Source organism: Acinetobacter pittii ANC 4050 (assembly GCF_000399685.1).
GTDB lineage: Bacteria > Pseudomonadota > Gammaproteobacteria > Pseudomonadales > Moraxellaceae > Acinetobacter > Acinetobacter pittii_E.
In genome coordinates, this window is the sequence record NZ_KB976987.1 from 3,033,430 (window position 1) to 3,049,480 (window position 16,051).

A 16,051-nucleotide genomic window follows, 5' to 3' on the forward strand; every position below is an offset into this window, starting at 1 on the left:
GTTGTTTGACTATATTCGCATACAACTCATGTAATCAAAATACAAAGGTAAAAACCAATCTACGCTAATCTGATTTATAGCAAATGTCATTAACAAATCTGTCGTTTAAAACAGGACTTTTTTGCCAATTATTGTTAACAAGACAAAGGAGATTGTGCTATGTCAGCAAAACTAGTTGTTACTTTGTTAGCAACCAGTCTTTTAACTGTAGGCTGTGTTGCTTATACAGATGATCCTTATTATCGCGGTGGTTATGATTACCATGATCATGATGATGATCGTTATGACCGTAACGAGGGACGTCGATATAGTGATTGGGAGCGAAAACGTTGGGAAGAGCGTAAAAGAATATACGAACAACAACGTAAAGATGCTCGCGAACAGGACAAGAATCGTCGGGATTGGGAAAAAAGACATCGTGAATGGGAAAAAAAACGCTTAGAAGATCGTGATCATGACCATCGAGATTATCGTCATGAAGACTAATCTCATTACTATATAAAAAGCCCCAAAGAGAAAAGTCTTTTGGGGCTTTTTTGAGAATTCTAAATTCTCTTAATTATAGAGTAATGAGTAGCAGCTCACTTCATACATAAATCGGCATCTTAAATATATGACTCTATAATTTTTTAACTGTTCTTATCGCTAAGAATTACTGAGCTGTCGCAGAACCTGAAACAGAACCAGAAGCACCAGCATCAACTTGACCTGGTTGTGCTTGACCAGAAACACCAGCATCTACACCTACACCAGCTTGTACGCCAGATGGGCTAGCGCTAGTTTGAGCAGAACCTGATGCGTTTAAACCAGCTTCAGATGCACAACCAACAGCTGTAAAAGCAACACCAGCAAGTACTACAGAGATAAGACCTAATTTTTTCATAATCGCTTTCCTTTCATTACGACAAACATTTAAATGCAAAGTTCATCTTCGCGCTGCCTATAATTCACAATTTTTTTTTCTGGCGTGCGTATCATTGGTTGTCTTTTGTAGTAATAGAAGTACAAATTGTGCAATTTTTTATTAAAATCTCTTCCTTAGCCTCACCTCTACCTTTTATATGGAAGCCACAACTTAAGCTTTTGTTTAATTTTATCAATTTCTAATTTTTATCTTAGCCTTTTACTCTAGTCAAAAATTTTCTCTTTATAGAAACGCTATATAAGGTGCGTAGAATGTTACAGAGACTTTTTACTTAAAAATGTCTTATCCCATCGAAAAAAGCCGGGTATAGACCACGGCTTTTTTGATTTTTTTAGCGCGTCACCTTAAATTATGGCCATTGCATCTCGCCTTTTACAACTTTTGCGCCTAGATCAAGGCTATCCACACTCTTTAATGTTGGATATTGTTTCTGCATGAGCTGACTTAGCTCACCCGCATTTTTACTTACTTTAACCGCTTTCTCATAGCTCTTGAGATAGTCGATAGAAAAGTTAACTGCATCTAAACCTTGTGGAGCTCCCTCAACCATATGAGCTGGAACAACTGTTTGAGGCTGCAGTGCTTTAATATTTTCTAAAGTTTGAATCACTTCATTGCGGTCTTTAACTTTTGGTGTATCCGCCATCCATAAATGAATGCCTGAAGAGACAGGAATACCCCCTACTACTGCTTTAGAAGAAGGAATCCATAAATAAGTGAGTTCTTTCTTACCTTTAATTTCGATTGACTCATTTTCTAACTTTAAAGTTTTAGCAGTATAAGCTTGAGGCACAATAATTTGGCTAGGCGCATTTGCACCCATTTGTGGACCCCAATATTTCACCTTAAGCGCTTGAGTATCTTGGATATGTTTAACAGTTTCCAGCGTTGCGATAATTTGTACATTTGGGAAGTATTGTTTAAATACATCTAAACCAAAGTAATAGTCCGGATCGCCATAACTTACGAAAATTGTCTTTAGTGTTTTACCACTATCCAAAATATCCGCAGCAATACGTAATGCTTCAGATTTTGAGAATTGCGCATTTACCAATAGAACTTCTTTATCACCTTCAATTAAAGTAGAAGTCACACCGAAATGTTCGGGTTTAGCCAAGAAACTTTGGATTTTCAAATCTTGCGCAAAAGCTGAGGAAGTTACTGTTAAAGCTGTAGCAGTTGCTAGGGCTGAAGCAGTTAATTTAAAAAATTTCATTATGTATTCTCCAATTTCATGAGAAATACTTTAAATTGCAATTCCTGTAAGGTAAATGCACTAAATTAAGATAAACTGTTGCATACATTGTAATAATGATAAAGCATATGGACACATTAAAAGCCATACAGGTCTTTGTTTCTATTGCTCAGCATGGCAATTTAACCAAAGCCGCAGAACACCTAAATTATTCACGTGCGATGGTTTCTCGCTATCTTGAGCACCTAGAATACACATTCTCAACTCGACTATTCCAAAGAAATACCCGAAAAATATCTCTCACTCCAGCAGGTGAAAAAGCCCTGCTCTACTGCGAGAATATTTTACAACAACAGCAACTTCTACAAGAGTTAGCCGCACCTGAACAACATAATGGTACGATTCGTTTTACCTGTGGTTTATTTTTATTTCAATTAGGGGTTGGAGAATGTATTCGCCAATTTAAACAGCAACATCCGCATATTCAATTTGATGTATATCTGACTGAAAATACAATGGACTTAATTGATGCACAGGTCGATTTAGCCTTACGTATAACGCAAAAAGTTGCAGATGGATTAATTGCGAGACCAGTCTGTCAAATCGAGTCTGTTTTCTGTGCTCATCCTGATTATTTAAAACAGCACAGTCCCCTCTCCCATCCAAGACAACTGATTCAACATGATTGTTTAGCTCACCATAGCCAACATCAATTTTGGACTCTTTTTGATAAGGAACAGCAGCCCCAAAACTATCCTTTGAACGTTACCTTTAAAAGTAATGATGTAAATGCTGTTTATGACATGTGTGTACATGCTCAAGGTGTGGCGATGCTACCTACTTTATTAGTTAAAAAAGATTTAAAAGAAAAACGATTAATTCCTTTATTTAAAAACTTTTCAGCTCCTGAGTTAAGTTTGTCGGTGGTATATGCTTCGAGGCAACATTTACCCAAAATCACGCAAGAATTTATTGCTTTTATGATCGAAAATTTAAATTTTTACTTAAAACCGCAAAATTAAAAGTTTTAAATTGCCGTGTACGCTTGAATTTTTAGGCAATGCCCATACTTCATCCCTATTAATGAATTACAGCATATGCATGGCAGTTCAGGTTTAACCCAGTAAATGCTGATGCCAAAAGGACTGTACATGTTTAAAAACCCATTTAAACGGAGATCATCAATGGCTAATGAGCAAAATGAGCAAGCTCAAGACATTCAACACGAGCAAGCAGAGCAATCTAATGAGCAAACTCAGGCTGAAGGTGTAGAGCAAGCAAACGACGTTACCGTTGAATCTTTACAAGCGCAAATCACCAAATTAGAAGAAAGCCTAAAACTTGAAAAAGCACGTACTGCGAATGCAGTTTACGAAGCACAAAAAAGTGTAGAGCGTATTCAACGTGAGTCTGACAAGCATAAAGAGACTGTGCTTGAAAAATTTGCAAAAGAATTACTAGATTCTGTTGATAATTTAGAGCGTGCAATTCAAGCAGCTGGCGATGAAGAAACACCAGTACTTGAAGGTATTAAACTAACCTTGAAGTCGTTGTTAACCACACTTGAAAAATTTGGTGTTGTAGAAGCTGATACAAAAAATGGCTTCAATGCGGATTTACATCAAGCTGTAGGTATTGACCCAAATGCTAAAGCGAATGAAATCGGTAGCGTTTTACAAAAGGGCTATACATTAAACGGTCGCTTATTGCGCCCTGCTATGGTTATGGTTGGTCAATAAATAATTTTTTGAGAGTTTTTAGATTTTTTTTCGCTAAAACGCTTGAAAAAAATAGATTCACTCTCATATCGGATAACAAGCAAAAACATTGCAAAAGAATTTTTGAGGAAAACGTCACATGGCAAAAATTATTGGTATTGACTTAGGTACTACCAACTCATGCGTTGCTGTACTTGAAGGCGATAAAGTAAAAGTAATCGAAAACGCTGAAGGCGCACGTACAACTCCATCGATCATTGCTTATAAAGATGGCGAGATCTTAGTTGGTCAAAGTGCTAAGCGTCAGGCAGTAACTAACCCGAAAAATACATTATTCGCTATCAAGCGTTTAATTGGTCGTCGTTATGAAGATCAAGCGGTACAAAAAGATATCGGTCTTGTGCCTTATAAAATCATCAAAGCAGACAATGGCGATGCTTGGGTTGAAGTAAACGATAAAAAATTAGCGCCTCAACAGGTTTCTGCTGAAATCTTGAAAAAGATGAAAAAAACTGCAGAAGACTATTTAGGTGAAACGGTTACTGAAGCAGTTATTACTGTTCCTGCTTACTTTAACGATGCTCAACGTCAAGCAACTAAAGATGCGGGTAAAATCGCTGGCTTAGACGTTAAACGTATCATTAACGAACCAACTGCTGCTGCACTTGCGTTCGGTATGGACAAAAAAGAAGGCGACCGTAAAGTTGCAGTTTACGACTTAGGTGGTGGTACTTTTGACGTATCAATCATTGAAATCGCAGACCTTGATGGCGACCAACAAATCGAAGTGTTATCAACAAATGGTGATACTTTCCTTGGTGGTGAAGACTTTGATAACGCATTAATTGAATTCTTGGTTGAAGAATTTAAGAAAGAACAAAGTGTGAATTTGAAAAATGATCCACTTGCGTTACAACGTTTAAAAGAAGCTGCTGAAAAAGCAAAAATCGAGCTTTCTTCATCTAACGCAACTGAAATCAACCTTCCATACATCACTGCTGATGCAACTGGTCCTAAACACTTAGTGATCAATGTAACACGTGCGAAACTTGAAGGTTTAGTTGCTGATTTGGTTGCTCGTACAATTGAGCCTTGTAAAATTGCTCTTAAAGATGCTGGTCTTTCGACTTCTGACATCTCTGACGTAATCTTGGTTGGTGGTCAGTCTCGTATGCCACTTGTACAACAAAAAGTACAAGAATTCTTTGGTAAAGAGCCACGTAAAGACGTAAACCCTGACGAAGCAGTTGCAATCGGTGCTGCGATTCAAGGTGCAGTATTGTCTGGCGACAAAACTGACGTTCTTTTATTAGACGTAACACCATTAACTTTAGGTATTGAAACAATGGGTGGTGTATTAACACCAATCATTGAGAAAAACACGACGATTCCTGCGAAGAAATCACAAGTGTTCTCTACTGCTGCTGACAACCAGCCTGCTGTAGACATTTCTGTTTACCAAGGTGAACGTAAGATGGCTCAACAAAACAAATTGTTGGGTAACTTCCAATTAGGCGACATCCCACCTGCTCCACGTGGTGTGCCACAAATTGAAGTATCTTTCGACATCAATGCTGATGGTATCTTAAAAGTTTCTGCTAAAGATAAGAGCACTGGTAAAGAGCAATCGATCCAGATTAAAGCAAACTCAGGTTTGTCTGATGCTGAAATCGAAGCAATGATTAAAGATGCTGAAGCGAATGCTGAAGAAGATCGTAAATTTGAAGAACTTGCAAAAGCTCGTAACGAAGCTGATGCATTAATTTCAAGCTCGAACAAAGCAGTTAAAGATCTTGGTGATAAAGTTACTGAAGATGAAAAAACTGCTGTGAGCACTGCAGTTTCTGAACTTGAAGCAGCAACTAAAGAAAACGATGTTGAAGATATCAAAGCGAAAACTGAAGCTTTACAAAACATCTTGATGCCTATCACTCAACGTGCTTATGAACAAGCACAACAAGCTGGTGGCGCTGAAGGCTTTGATCCAAATGCATTCCAAGGTGGCGATGCGGGTCAACAAAAAGCAGATGATGGCGTTGTAGATGCTGAATTTACTGAAGTTAAAGATGACAAAAAATAATTTGTTTCTTTAATAAAAAACCGCGCTTAGGCGCGGTTTTTTATTAGTTACAAAAAATAACAATACATTTTTCAGTATATTTTTAAATTGTTTAATGTCAAAAAGATCAATCATAAAAATTAAATTATTAATTTTAAATAAGATTTTTTTATTAAAAAATCACTGTTATTTATTACATTAATTATTCCATTATTGCCAAATCTAAAAACTTCTTTTGTAATTTTTTTATCGAGATCACACACCTTACTAATCTATTGAAGTTTTTATCATTTTGACGAATTAAATTAACTGGCTAACAATAAGATTTGTTTATATTTTTTATTTTACCATGAAAAAATTTCTATGGTGGGGATTGAGCTTATGCTTATGCATGGGCTTACAAACAATGCTATTTGCTCAAAGCAACCTTTCAACCAGCTCATCTCAACAACCTTTAAAATATCGAATTGCCTTTGTTGACCCGCGGTTTCAAATCACCAAAGAACAATTTATTGAGGTAAGCCAACAAGCGGCTGAAATCTGGCAAAAAGAGACTGGGAAAACCTATTTTATTTACGATTCACAGGCTCAACTGTCAATTAACTTAATTTATGATGACCATCAAATGATTAAAGATGAGCAGCAAAACAGTTTGAATACACTTTTGCAAAAGCAGGAAATATGGCGTTTTAAAAATGAGGAAATTATTTTAAATAAACAAGAGGTTGCACAACTATCAACTGATTTGAATAAGAAAAAGATAAGTCTAAGAGCTGAGTTTGAACAATATCAACAAGACGTAATACGCTTTAATCAAGGAGAATATCAGCACTATCGGGCCGATAATTTAAAAGAACGGCAAAAACAACTAGAGCAAAAATCAGAAAGTATAAAAAATGAATCAAACGATTTAAATTCTAAAATTCAAATACTTAATATAAAAATCAAGGAATTAAATCAAGATCAAAGTGATTTAGCTGCTTTAAAAACACAATTTAAACTAGAGCAAAAAACCAATATTCAACCCTTCCATAAAGGCTTATTCAGCCAAAACCAAATCCAGATTTATGGTTACGCCTCATTAAATGATTTACGTTTGACCCTTGCTCACGAACTTGGCCATGCTTTAGGCCTAAAACATACTACTGATCCTAAATCTTTAATGTACCCCTATTTAAAAGAGCAAGACATTCATAATTTTAAATTAACAGATTCTGATTTAGATTTATTAGGGTCAATTTATAGGACTAATTAAGGAAAATCATTAAAGTTAAATGATTAAAAAAACTAAATAAAACTAGATATATTAAATTTTTTCTAAAAAACAATTTGGCATTTGGTAAAAAATAATGAGACTAAAGTCTCATTTACTTGCCTGAATTGTACATTTTTTGATTGATTTTTCATTTTATATTCTTATAATACGTTTTTTTTCAAATCTCCCCCTTCGATTATGCGTTTAACATCTTTGTTATTAGGCGTAGCCTTCGCTTTTTCTAATTTTCAGGCTAATGCTAATCTTGCTACCCCAGCTCATACTCAAATCCAGCAACAAAAAGGTCAGCATTTGACTTATAAAATTGCTGAAGTTGATCCACGTTTTGGTTTAAGCCAAGACCAATTAATTCAGATTAGTCAACAAGCTGCGGATATTTGGAAGCAAGGGACTGGTCAGGATTATTTTACTTATGATCCAAATGCAAAGTTAGAAATTCGTTTAGTTTACGATAATAGCCAAAGTCGTTCTGAACAGCGTCAAAAAATCGCTGCACAGTTCCAACAAGAACAGCAACGTGTAATTGATGAACAGCAACAAATTAAGCAATTGAAGCAATCTTTAAGTCAAACCCAGTCTGACCTTGAAAATAAAAAGCAGATTTTGAATGGCAAATTGAAAAATCTTGACCAGCAAATGATGCAACTTAATCAAGGTAAATTAGCACCTGAATATAGTGCTAAATCTCTGGCTAAAACCCAAAAAGACTTGCAAAAACAAACTGTAGCTTTGAAAAAAGAAATTGCTGCATATAACCAGCAAGCTAAAGATTTAAATATCAAAGTGACTCATTTTAATCAAATTAATAATGAGTTTAATAATTCATTGAACCAATTTAAGCAAAATGCTCAAGCGGATGTCTTTAAAAAAGGTATCTATAACGGCAAACAAATTGTGATTTATGAGTTTAAATCTATTGATGATTTACGTTTAACGATTGCTCATGAGTTAGGTCATGCGCTTGGCTTAAAACACAGTGATCAACCAAATGCATTGATGTACTCAGTACGTAAAGATGGCGACAAAAAAATCACTGGACTTACGGATGCTGACCGTGATCTATTAAGTGCTTTACCTCAATAATTAAAAGCTTGATATAAAATGATGTATCTATTTCTGGATAGATACATCGAAATTGGTATCAAAGTCATGTTATTGTGGTCATAAGAGCTAACGAAAATAGAATGGAGATCAAGATGAGTTATTATCATATCCTGATTGAAGTAAATGATCATATCAGCACAATTGAACAGACAAGAGATATTGAACTGTTTGATATTATTGAAATTAAACCATACCTCCATTCTATTCTAATTCCTTTTTTCAATGAGCATGAAATCGAGCTTGAAGATGAAAATATCGAATATAAAGATATTCTGCATCTTGAAGTAAAACAAACTCTGTTACCGATCGAACATTTAATTGAAGAAGAACAAAAGCAGTTACCAAGTGATACTGATGTCACCATTACTGCCTATGAAATCTTTAATGACCGTGACCTAAGCCAAGATGTTACTTCGGTTATTTTTGATATTTTGGAAGCGGTTAAATTAGAGTAGTAGACTTACATAATTGTCTATAAAAAAGGTCTGCATAAGCAGACCTTTTTTATTATTTTCAATTTATTGCATCATTTTTTGTGCTTGTTCTTGACGGAATGCACGTAAAATTTGTTGCCCTGCCCGTCCCGTTGGATTTAAACCTAAACGAGTTTGTTCCTGACGAATAGCCACACGGGTTTTATCACCAATAAGGCCATCAACTGCACCAATATCATAGCCACGATTAATCAAAAACTGTTGGATTTCACGACGCTCGGCACGTGAAGTTCCTGGATCATCAGTTGGCCAAGATGAAACAAATGGACCAGCACCTTTTAAACGATCAGATAAATGGGCAATCGCAAGTCCATAACTTTCCGCAGCGTTATAGCTGTAAATAGCATCAAAATTCTTAAATACTAAAAATACTGGACCATTTACTCCCGCAGGTGCCATTAAACCCGCTGAAGTACTGCTAGATAAAGCCCCTTGAACAAGTGGAGAACCATCAATTCGAGTAACGCCTCGTGCACTCCAGCTACTTAAAGATTTCTTTGAACGTCGCCCTTCTCCATCAATTGACATACCTTGAGGCACTTTTACTTCAAAACCCCATGGCATTCCGGTTTGCCAACCTGCTTTATTTAAGAAATTAGCCGTTGAAGCCAGCGCATCAGCTGTGCTAGAAACTAAATCTCGACGACCATCTCCATCAAAATCAACCGCTAAACGTTCATAAGTAGACGGCATAAATTGGGTATGACCAAATGCCCCAGCCCATGAACCCTTTAATTGATTTTCGGTTAAGTCGCCACGTTGTAAAATACGCATAGTGGCAAAGAATTCAGTACGGAAATAACTTTGTCGACGACCTTCGCAACTTAAAGTTCCGAGTGCTTGTAATAAAGGATATTTTCCAGAAATATCACCAAAATTACTTTCCACACCCCACACTGCTACAATTGTTTCCGGTGGAACACCGTAGACTTGAGACGCGCGGTTTAAAACATTGCGATGTTGCGCCAGTTTTTGTTTTCCAAGCTCAACTCGCTCTTCATCGACTAGACCAGAAAGATAATCCCAAATAGGCGTCGAAAATTCTGGTTGATAATTTAATTTATCAATAACGGAATAATCTGGAGTTAAATTTTGGGTATATCGGTCATAAGTCGTACCAGACACACCAGCAGCAATGGCTTGAGAACGTAAATTTGCCAAACAGCTTTGGAAATTATTATTAGGCGTATAATCTTCGCTCGTCACTACAGGAACAGTAGCACTACTAGATATTGTAGAACCATTAATTACGAGCTCTGCTTGAGCCTGAGTCATCGCCAAAAATACAGAGCCAACAATACAAGAAAAACGTCGCATATTATCCTAGTTCAATTTTTAAATTTAAATTTGTAAGTACCATACCATTATGAGTCCAAAATTTCAGAGAGAAAACGTAAATTTGAATTCATAATCTCTACTTTAAATTCATTCCCCATGTTTTAAATTCAAATTTTCTACTTTATTTTTAAATTTAAAAATTTCTTAATCCAAATTATAAGTTTTGAATTCAAAAAATAGTCTCAAGTTTAAATTCAAAAGTACTTCTTTAAATTTAAACCATAAATATTTCTTTTTTGTGGATAACTTTATCCACAATACGGCAAAAAGTTTCTATTTCTTAATGCTATTCCATATTCTCTTATTATTTATTAAATATTAAGGCCCAACACCATCACAGCAATCCGCACTTTTAAATTTAAAATCAGCCCAAAATTTTAAATTCAAAATACCCTATCAATAGACAACTAATTTTTGAATTTAAAACCCACCCAACCTTCTCATTTAAATTTAAAAAACACTTTTGTGGATAACTATTTTTAAATTCAAAAACACCATGGCAGCTATTTTAGGTTTTAAATTCAAATTATAGTAGTTTTTTAAATTCAAAAGTTCCAATTAAAGTTATCCACAGCACAAAAATATGTGATCTCTCTTATTTTTAAATTTAAAAGACAAAAAAAGCGATCCGAAGATCGCTTTTTTTGAATTAAAAATATTTTAGAGGTTCATATCTGCTGTTAAAGCGAGTGGTTCTGGCAAAATTTTTGCCAATTGACGGCATAAAGTCGTCAATTCATTACTATCCACAGGCATTAAAGTGATATGACCTAATTTTCGGCCAGCACGTTCTGACTTATTATAAAGATGGAGATGAGCACCATTTAAGGCAAGCACATCTTCAGTTTTAGGATGTTGACCAATAATATTGATCATAACCGTTGGTCGAATAACTTCTGTTGAGCCTAGTGGTAAACCTGCAACAGCTCGAATATGGTTTTCAAACTGTGAACAAACAGCGCCTTCAATTGACCAGTGGCCTGAGTTATGCACACGTGGTGCCATCTCATTTGCACATAAACCTTGTTCAGTCACAAACAATTCTAGAGTTAGCACGCCTACATAGTTGAGATGATTCAACAAACGAGTAATGTAGTCTTGAGCTACAGGCTGTAAAGCTTCACTGTTCGGCGCAGGTACAATTGAGTGCGATAAAATACCGTTGTGATGATGGTTTTCAGCCAATGGCCAAGTTTTTACTTCACCATTTTGACCGCGCACTGCAATAATTGAAACTTCGCGAGAGAATTTAACAAAGCTTTCAGCAACCAGACTTTTTGCAGGACCAAGTTCAGCCCAAGCAGTATCAATCTGATCTTCTGAACGAAGTACAAACTGGCCTTTGCCATCATATCCGCCAGTTGCAGTCTTAAGTACAATCGGCAAACCAAGCTCAGCAACAGCCTTTTTCAAGCTTTCTAGACTATCTACTGCACGATACGGCGCAACAGGAATCGCAAGTTCATCAAACAATGCTTTTTCGGACAAACGATTTTGCGCAGTTGCTAAAGCAATACGGGGAGGGTGCAATACTTTAGTTTGTGTCAAAACATCAACGTCTTCAACTGGTGTATTTTCAAATTCAAGACTGAAAACATCCGCACTTTCAATAAACTGCTTTAAGCCTTGCTCATCTTGGCTAGAAAAAACTTGGCCTAAAACACCTGCTGGACAATCTGTATTTGCTTCAAAAAAAGTACATTGAATATTTAATGGTAACGCTGCTTGAGCCATCATCCGGCCCAGTTGCCCACCACCAAAAATACCGATAGTTTTATCCATCTCAGCCTCTTACACCTGACCCGGAATATTTTTGCTTGCAACTTTATCAGTTTGCGCAGCACGGAAATCAGCAACATTTTTTGCGATTTCAGGACGTGTTAAACCTAAGATTTGTGCAGCCATAATTGCTGCATTCGTCGCACCAGCCGGACCAATCGCCAAAGTACCCACTGCAATACCTGCTGGCATTTGTACGATTGAAAGCAAAGAATCTACGCCATTTAAAATTGATGATTTAACTGGTACACCTAAAACAGGTAAATCAGTTTTTGCGGCACACATTCCAGGTAAATGCGCTGCACCACCTGCACCGGCGATAATCACTTGAATACCGCGATCACGCGCAGTTTCTGCGTATTCAAATAAACGATCTGGAGTACGATGAGCAGATACCACTTCCGCTTCAAATGGGACACCAAGCTGTTTAAGCATATTGGCTGTGTTTTCGAGAGTTGCCCAATCAGATTGAGAACCCATAATAATTCCAACGAGAGGTTGAGCGTCTTGTGCTGCGGCCGCATTCATTGCTAATGTTCCAGAGACAAAAGTAAAAGAAGATAAATCTCGACGAGAGCCAAGTTTTAAATGGTTCGGAAGCCCATTATTATAGACTGATTTTTCATCTCACGAAAATTTAACTGATCAGCTCTGCGAATATTTTTATTCCCATAAAAAAAATTGTCATGGTTTAACGGTGACACTTTCTCCAATTTTATTCATATTATTTAAACATCCTGCAAGATCATCAAAGATCTGGAAGAGTAAGAGCTTGTATTAAATAATTGATTCTCTACAAGCTCTTACAGCTTATTGGCTTCTAAATACGAAATAAACACAACCAAATAGACATAACATCGCCCATAAATAATCGAGTTTAAATGGCTGTTTAAATAAGAAAATCATAAATGGTACAAACACAACCAGCGTGACCACTTCCTGAGTGATCTTCATTTCACCGAGTAACCAACCTTGTGCACTCAGCATACGAGTAGCAGGAATCATAAAACTGTATTCAAGTAAGGCAATAATCCAACCGAATAGGATTGCTTGCCAAATGGGAGCATGGTGTAAAAATTTGAGATGCCCGTACCATGCGAGCGTCATAAAGCAATTAGAGATAATTAAGAAAGCAAAAGCTAAAACCGTTGGGCTCAAAGGCACATCCTTCATCATCACGATGATTTAAGAATTAATATGGATCAAAAATATTATAAAAGATAAAACTGTAATTCAGCTTAAATCCAAAAAATAAAGCTGTAGTTTTATTAGGGCCTCAAACACATAGAACAACAACGATTTTTGACTATCTTTTCGAGTTTAGCCTTGCTATCGTTGCTGGCAAATTTATCAATAATGCACACACAGCAATTCATATTAATGGTGTGTACAAAAGCAGTGGAGAAGGCGAGCAATGCATCTGCATATCTTGGGTATTTGTGGCACTTTTATGGGCTCTTTAGCACTTTTAGCTCGTGATTTAGGACATAAGGTAACTGGTTCCGATTTAAATGTTTACCCACCAATGTCTACCCAGTTAGAAAACGCAGGCATTACACTCATGCAAGGCTACGACCGTAGTCATTTACAGCCTCATCCGGACTTGGTTATTGTCGGAAATGCCATGAAACGTGGTATTGATGCCGTCGAATATATGCTGAACGAGGGCTTGCCTTATATTTCTGGTCCACAATTCCTTGCCGATCATGTTTTACAAGGTAAACACGTGCTTGGTGTAGCGGGTACTCACGGAAAAACAACCACAACGACTATGTTGGCTTGGGTACTTGATCAGGCGGGATTAAATCCAGGATTTTTAATTGGTGGTGTTCCACTTGGTTTTAGTGAAAGTGCTCGTTTAGGTGGTGGCAAATATTTCTGTGTTGAAGCCGATGAATATGACTCTGCTTTCTTTGATAAACGTTCTAAGTTTGTTCATTACCATCCGAAAACGGCGATTTTAAACAATCTTGAATTCGACCATGCTGATATTTTTGATGATTTAGCAGTAATTCAAAAGCAGTTTCATCATCTTGTTCGTACCATTCCAAGTGAAGGTCGTATTATTGCGCCAATTACTGAAACTCATATTGATGAAGTACTTGAAATGGGCTGCTGGACACCCGTAATTCGTACCAGTCTAGAAGCAAATGAAAAAGCTGCTTTATCGGCTGAATTAATCTCAATTGACGGTAGCCATTTTAAAGTACTTGAAAATGGCAATGTGGTTGGCGAAGTAAAGTGGAGCATGACAGGGCAACATAGCGTAGCGAATGCTTTGGCAACGATTGCAGCTGCTCAACATGTAGGTGTTACGCTTGAACAAGCTTGTGAAGCTTTGTCTAACTTTGGCGGTGTAAAACGCCGTATGGAGTTACTCGGCACAGTCAACGGCATTGAGGTTTATGATGACTTTGCTCACCACCCAACAGCAATTGACACCACTTTAGATGGTGCGCGTAAGCGCTTAGGTGAACGCCGTTTATGGGCCATTATTGAACCACGTTCAAATACTATGCGTATGGGCAGTCATAAAGATGGCTTAGCACATTCAGCGCGTTTAGCAGATGACGTTATCTGGTATCAGCCAGAAGGTTTAGATTGGGATTTACAACCTGTGATTGAAGCTGCTTCTAACCGTGCTCAAGTCAGTCGTTCACTTGACGAAATTATTGAACGTATTGTCAACGAAGCAGGTGAGGGCGATGCTGTTGTGATTATGTCTAACGGTGGTTTTGGTGGCTTACATCAAAAATTAATGAGCGCATTAAAAACGAAAGCTGCTTAACTTCCGCTTTAGATGATTCAATAAAAAACGGGTTTCAAATTGAAACCCGTTTTTTATTTTTCTGTTTTTAAACCTTTTCTGGTTCTATATTATCCAAAAATTTATTAGAAACGATTAAACGTAAACTATAGACAATGCCCATCGCAAAAACGCTATATCCCACGTTATTACAAATAAACGGAATACATAAAATAATCAGTGCTGTGATCGGGTAAAACCATTTCGTGATTCCAGATAAGCATTGGAACTCGTAAAGTATCCAAATACAGGTGGTATAGAGCACCACACTAAACGCAACGACTATTCCCATATATAAATCAGAGATATGCGCATGATGGGTTGTGACATCCACAGCAGCAGCAAGCGCCGCACCTACCGCAGCGATACTGACAAAAACAAAATAATGGCCGTATCCCCAAACGAAAGGGCGTACACCTTTAACATGATGGTGTTGTTCACTACGGTCAAAATAAGCCCACCACATGGCAAACATCAGCATTAATCCACCAATCATCAAGAATACAGCAGGGATATTCATGGACTGAGCTGCTAAGGCATCACGTATTGCATTAAAACTACCGACAATCGACTCACCCAACACAATAATTGTGAGTAGGGCATAGCGCTCTACAATATGATGAGGGTGCCACGGCGTTGGAGAATATTTCTCTGCATAGATGGGAATAAATAGCTCCATCACTACTAAAAATAAAAAAATGGGGATAGAAAGTATGTGCGCGAAATTAGCAACTAACCAACCTACCTGAACTAATACAATGCCTATTGCATAGCGATAAGCCGTAATTCGTCGTTCAGGGTCATGTTTTGCGGCTCTCAACCACTGGGTAACCAACGCTAAGCGCATAATCACATAGCCCACAATTATGATGTCAAAATCCTGACTGTGAAACACATCAGGAATACCCGCAGCCATGACCAATGAACCTATAATCTGCACAAAGGTAAGGCAGCGATACAACGCATCATCATTGTCATATGCTGAGGCAAACCATGAAAAATTCATCCATGCCCACCACAGCGCAAAAAATACCATCAGGTAGCTTGGCAGTGCATGCCAGAGGTGATTTTCAATAATCGCGTGGTGTAACTGCTGACCAGCTGTTGCAATTGCGACCACAAAAATTAAATCGAACAATAATTCGAGGGGAGTCGCTGCTCTATGTGGTTGTTTTGGATCTCTTGGAGATAGGGGCCTCAAACTTAATTTTTTCTGTTTTTCTTGAGTAGTCATGAAATAACGTTCTCGTATAAAGTGCCGACACGTTAACACTTTAATCTCAACGCCCAGATCACGCATTAAAAATTATCTAGACCTGTTGTTTAAACTTTACCCATCAACGAACTATATTTCACT

The 16,051-nt window shown here is 37.2% G+C and carries 14 protein-coding genes and 1 pseudogene; 8 read left to right on the forward strand and 7 right to left on the reverse strand.

All coding sequences use genetic code 11. The features are described 5' to 3' along the window. The first annotated feature begins 159 nt into the window (after positions 1-159). On the forward strand, positions 160-486 hold the full coding sequence (locus F931_RS17995; protein ID WP_016142611.1) for a hypothetical protein: 327 nt from the start codon (positions 160-162) through the stop codon (positions 484-486). A 166-nt stretch (positions 487-652) separates the two neighbouring features. Here the strand turns inward: F931_RS17995 and F931_RS18000 are convergent, their stop codons facing one another. Continuing rightward, positions 653-883 carry a hypothetical protein gene (locus F931_RS18000; protein WP_000733015.1) on the reverse strand — a complete coding sequence of 77 codons (231 nt, stop codon included), beginning with the start codon at positions 881-883 and terminating at the stop codon, positions 653-655. Between the two features lie 391 nt (positions 884-1,274). After that, entirely contained in the window at positions 1,275-2,141 is an 867-nt protein-coding gene (locus F931_RS18005) for an MBL fold metallo-hydrolase (protein WP_016142612.1), read from the reverse strand. Positions 2,142-2,248: 107 nt separating this feature from the next. Between F931_RS18005 and F931_RS18010 the strand changes: the two genes are divergently transcribed. The 6 genes and pseudogenes from F931_RS18010 (at position 2,249) to F931_RS18035 (ending at position 8,732) form a co-directional block, all read left to right on the forward strand. Further along, positions 2,249-3,142 (forward strand): LysR family transcriptional regulator, encoded by an 894-nt coding sequence (locus F931_RS18010; protein ID WP_016142613.1) that lies wholly within the window; start codon positions 2,249-2,251, stop codon positions 3,140-3,142. A gap of 162 nt (positions 3,143-3,304) precedes the next feature. Next, on the forward strand, positions 3,305-3,859 hold the full coding sequence (grpE, locus tag F931_RS18015) for a nucleotide exchange factor GrpE (RefSeq protein WP_002115470.1): 555 nt from the start codon (positions 3,305-3,307) through the stop codon (positions 3,857-3,859). A 118-nt stretch (positions 3,860-3,977) separates the two neighbouring features. Next, entirely contained in the window at positions 3,978-5,918 is a 1,941-nt protein-coding gene (gene dnaK, locus F931_RS18020) for a molecular chaperone DnaK (protein ID WP_002115449.1), read from the forward strand. Positions 5,919-6,246: 328 nt separating this feature from the next. Beyond that, the gene (locus F931_RS18025; protein ID WP_016142614.1) at positions 6,247-7,152 is read left to right on the forward strand and encodes a matrixin family metalloprotease; all 906 of its coding nucleotides are present in this window, start codon (positions 6,247-6,249) and stop codon (positions 7,150-7,152) included. 124 nt (positions 7,153-7,276) lie between these two features. Beyond that, a pseudogene (locus F931_RS18030) lies at positions 7,277-8,256 on the forward strand (M57 family metalloprotease). A 101-nt stretch (positions 8,257-8,357) separates the two neighbouring features. Further along, positions 8,358-8,732, forward strand: coding sequence for a hypothetical protein (locus F931_RS18035; RefSeq protein ID WP_014207668.1), 375 nt, complete (start codon positions 8,358-8,360; stop codon positions 8,730-8,732). Between the two features lie 63 nt (positions 8,733-8,795). Here F931_RS18035 and F931_RS18040 read toward each other — a convergent pair whose 3' ends face one another. The 4 genes from F931_RS18040 to F931_RS18055 form a co-directional block, all read right to left on the reverse strand. After that, positions 8,796-10,088: a lytic murein transglycosylase gene (locus tag F931_RS18040; RefSeq protein ID WP_016142616.1), complete on the reverse strand. Its 1,293-nt coding sequence runs from the start codon at positions 10,086-10,088 to the stop codon at positions 8,796-8,798. Between the two features lie 681 nt (positions 10,089-10,769). Then, complete coding sequence (gene purK, locus F931_RS18045) at positions 10,770-11,891, reverse strand: 5-(carboxyamino)imidazole ribonucleotide synthase (protein ID WP_016142617.1); 1,122 nt, start codon at positions 11,889-11,891, stop codon at positions 10,770-10,772. 9 nt (positions 11,892-11,900) lie between these two features. Beyond that, complete coding sequence (purE, locus tag F931_RS18050) at positions 11,901-12,416, reverse strand: 5-(carboxyamino)imidazole ribonucleotide mutase (protein ID WP_002115451.1); 516 nt, start codon at positions 12,414-12,416, stop codon at positions 11,901-11,903. Positions 12,417-12,698: 282 nt separating this feature from the next. Further along, on the reverse strand, positions 12,699-13,061 hold the full coding sequence (locus F931_RS18055; RefSeq protein WP_080649754.1) for a DMT family protein: 363 nt from the start codon (positions 13,059-13,061) through the stop codon (positions 12,699-12,701). 241 nt (positions 13,062-13,302) lie between these two features. Between F931_RS18055 and mpl the strand changes: the two genes are divergently transcribed. Then, positions 13,303-14,676 carry a UDP-N-acetylmuramate:L-alanyl-gamma-D-glutamyl-meso-diaminopimelate ligase gene (gene mpl / locus F931_RS18060; protein WP_016142619.1) on the forward strand — a complete coding sequence of 458 codons (1,374 nt, stop codon included), beginning with the start codon at positions 13,303-13,305 and terminating at the stop codon, positions 14,674-14,676. A gap of 67 nt (positions 14,677-14,743) precedes the next feature. Here mpl and F931_RS18065 read toward each other — a convergent pair whose 3' ends face one another. Then, positions 14,744-15,994, reverse strand: a complete 1,251-nt coding sequence (locus F931_RS18065; protein WP_016142620.1) for a low temperature requirement protein A — start codon at positions 15,992-15,994, stop codon at positions 14,744-14,746. Between the last annotated feature and the right edge of the window lie 57 nt (positions 15,995-16,051).

Coding starts and splice junctions, on each gene's coding strand:
- mpl (WP_016142619.1), top strand. CDS start 13,303: ATGCATCTGCATATCTTGGGTATTTGTGGCACTTTTATGGGCTCTTTA.
- F931_RS18000 (WP_000733015.1), bottom strand. CDS start 883: ATGAAAAAATTAGGTCTTATCTCTGTAGTACTTGCTGGTGTTGCTTTT.
- F931_RS18055 (WP_080649754.1), bottom strand. CDS start 13,061: ATGAAGGATGTGCCTTTGAGCCCAACGGTTTTAGCTTTTGCTTTCTTA.
- purK (WP_016142617.1), bottom strand. CDS start 11,891: ATGGATAAAACTATCGGTATTTTTGGTGGTGGGCAACTGGGCCGGATG.
- F931_RS18065 (WP_016142620.1), bottom strand. CDS start 15,994: ATGCGTGATCTGGGCGTTGAGATTAAAGTGTTAACGTGTCGGCACTTT.
- F931_RS18040 (WP_016142616.1), bottom strand. CDS start 10,088: ATGCGACGTTTTTCTTGTATTGTTGGCTCTGTATTTTTGGCGATGACT.
- purE (WP_002115451.1), bottom strand. CDS start 12,416: ATGAATGCGGCCGCAGCACAAGACGCTCAACCTCTCGTTGGAATTATT.
- F931_RS17995 (WP_016142611.1), top strand. CDS start 160: ATGTCAGCAAAACTAGTTGTTACTTTGTTAGCAACCAGTCTTTTAACT.
- grpE (WP_002115470.1), top strand. CDS start 3,305: ATGGCTAATGAGCAAAATGAGCAAGCTCAAGACATTCAACACGAGCAA.
- F931_RS18035 (WP_014207668.1), top strand. CDS start 8,358: ATGGAGATCAAGATGAGTTATTATCATATCCTGATTGAAGTAAATGAT.
- F931_RS18005 (WP_016142612.1), bottom strand. CDS start 2,141: ATGAAATTTTTTAAATTAACTGCTTCAGCCCTAGCAACTGCTACAGCT.
- F931_RS18025 (WP_016142614.1), top strand. CDS start 6,247: ATGAAAAAATTTCTATGGTGGGGATTGAGCTTATGCTTATGCATGGGC.
- dnaK (WP_002115449.1), top strand. CDS start 3,978: ATGGCAAAAATTATTGGTATTGACTTAGGTACTACCAACTCATGCGTT.
- F931_RS18010 (WP_016142613.1), top strand. CDS start 2,249: ATGGACACATTAAAAGCCATACAGGTCTTTGTTTCTATTGCTCAGCAT.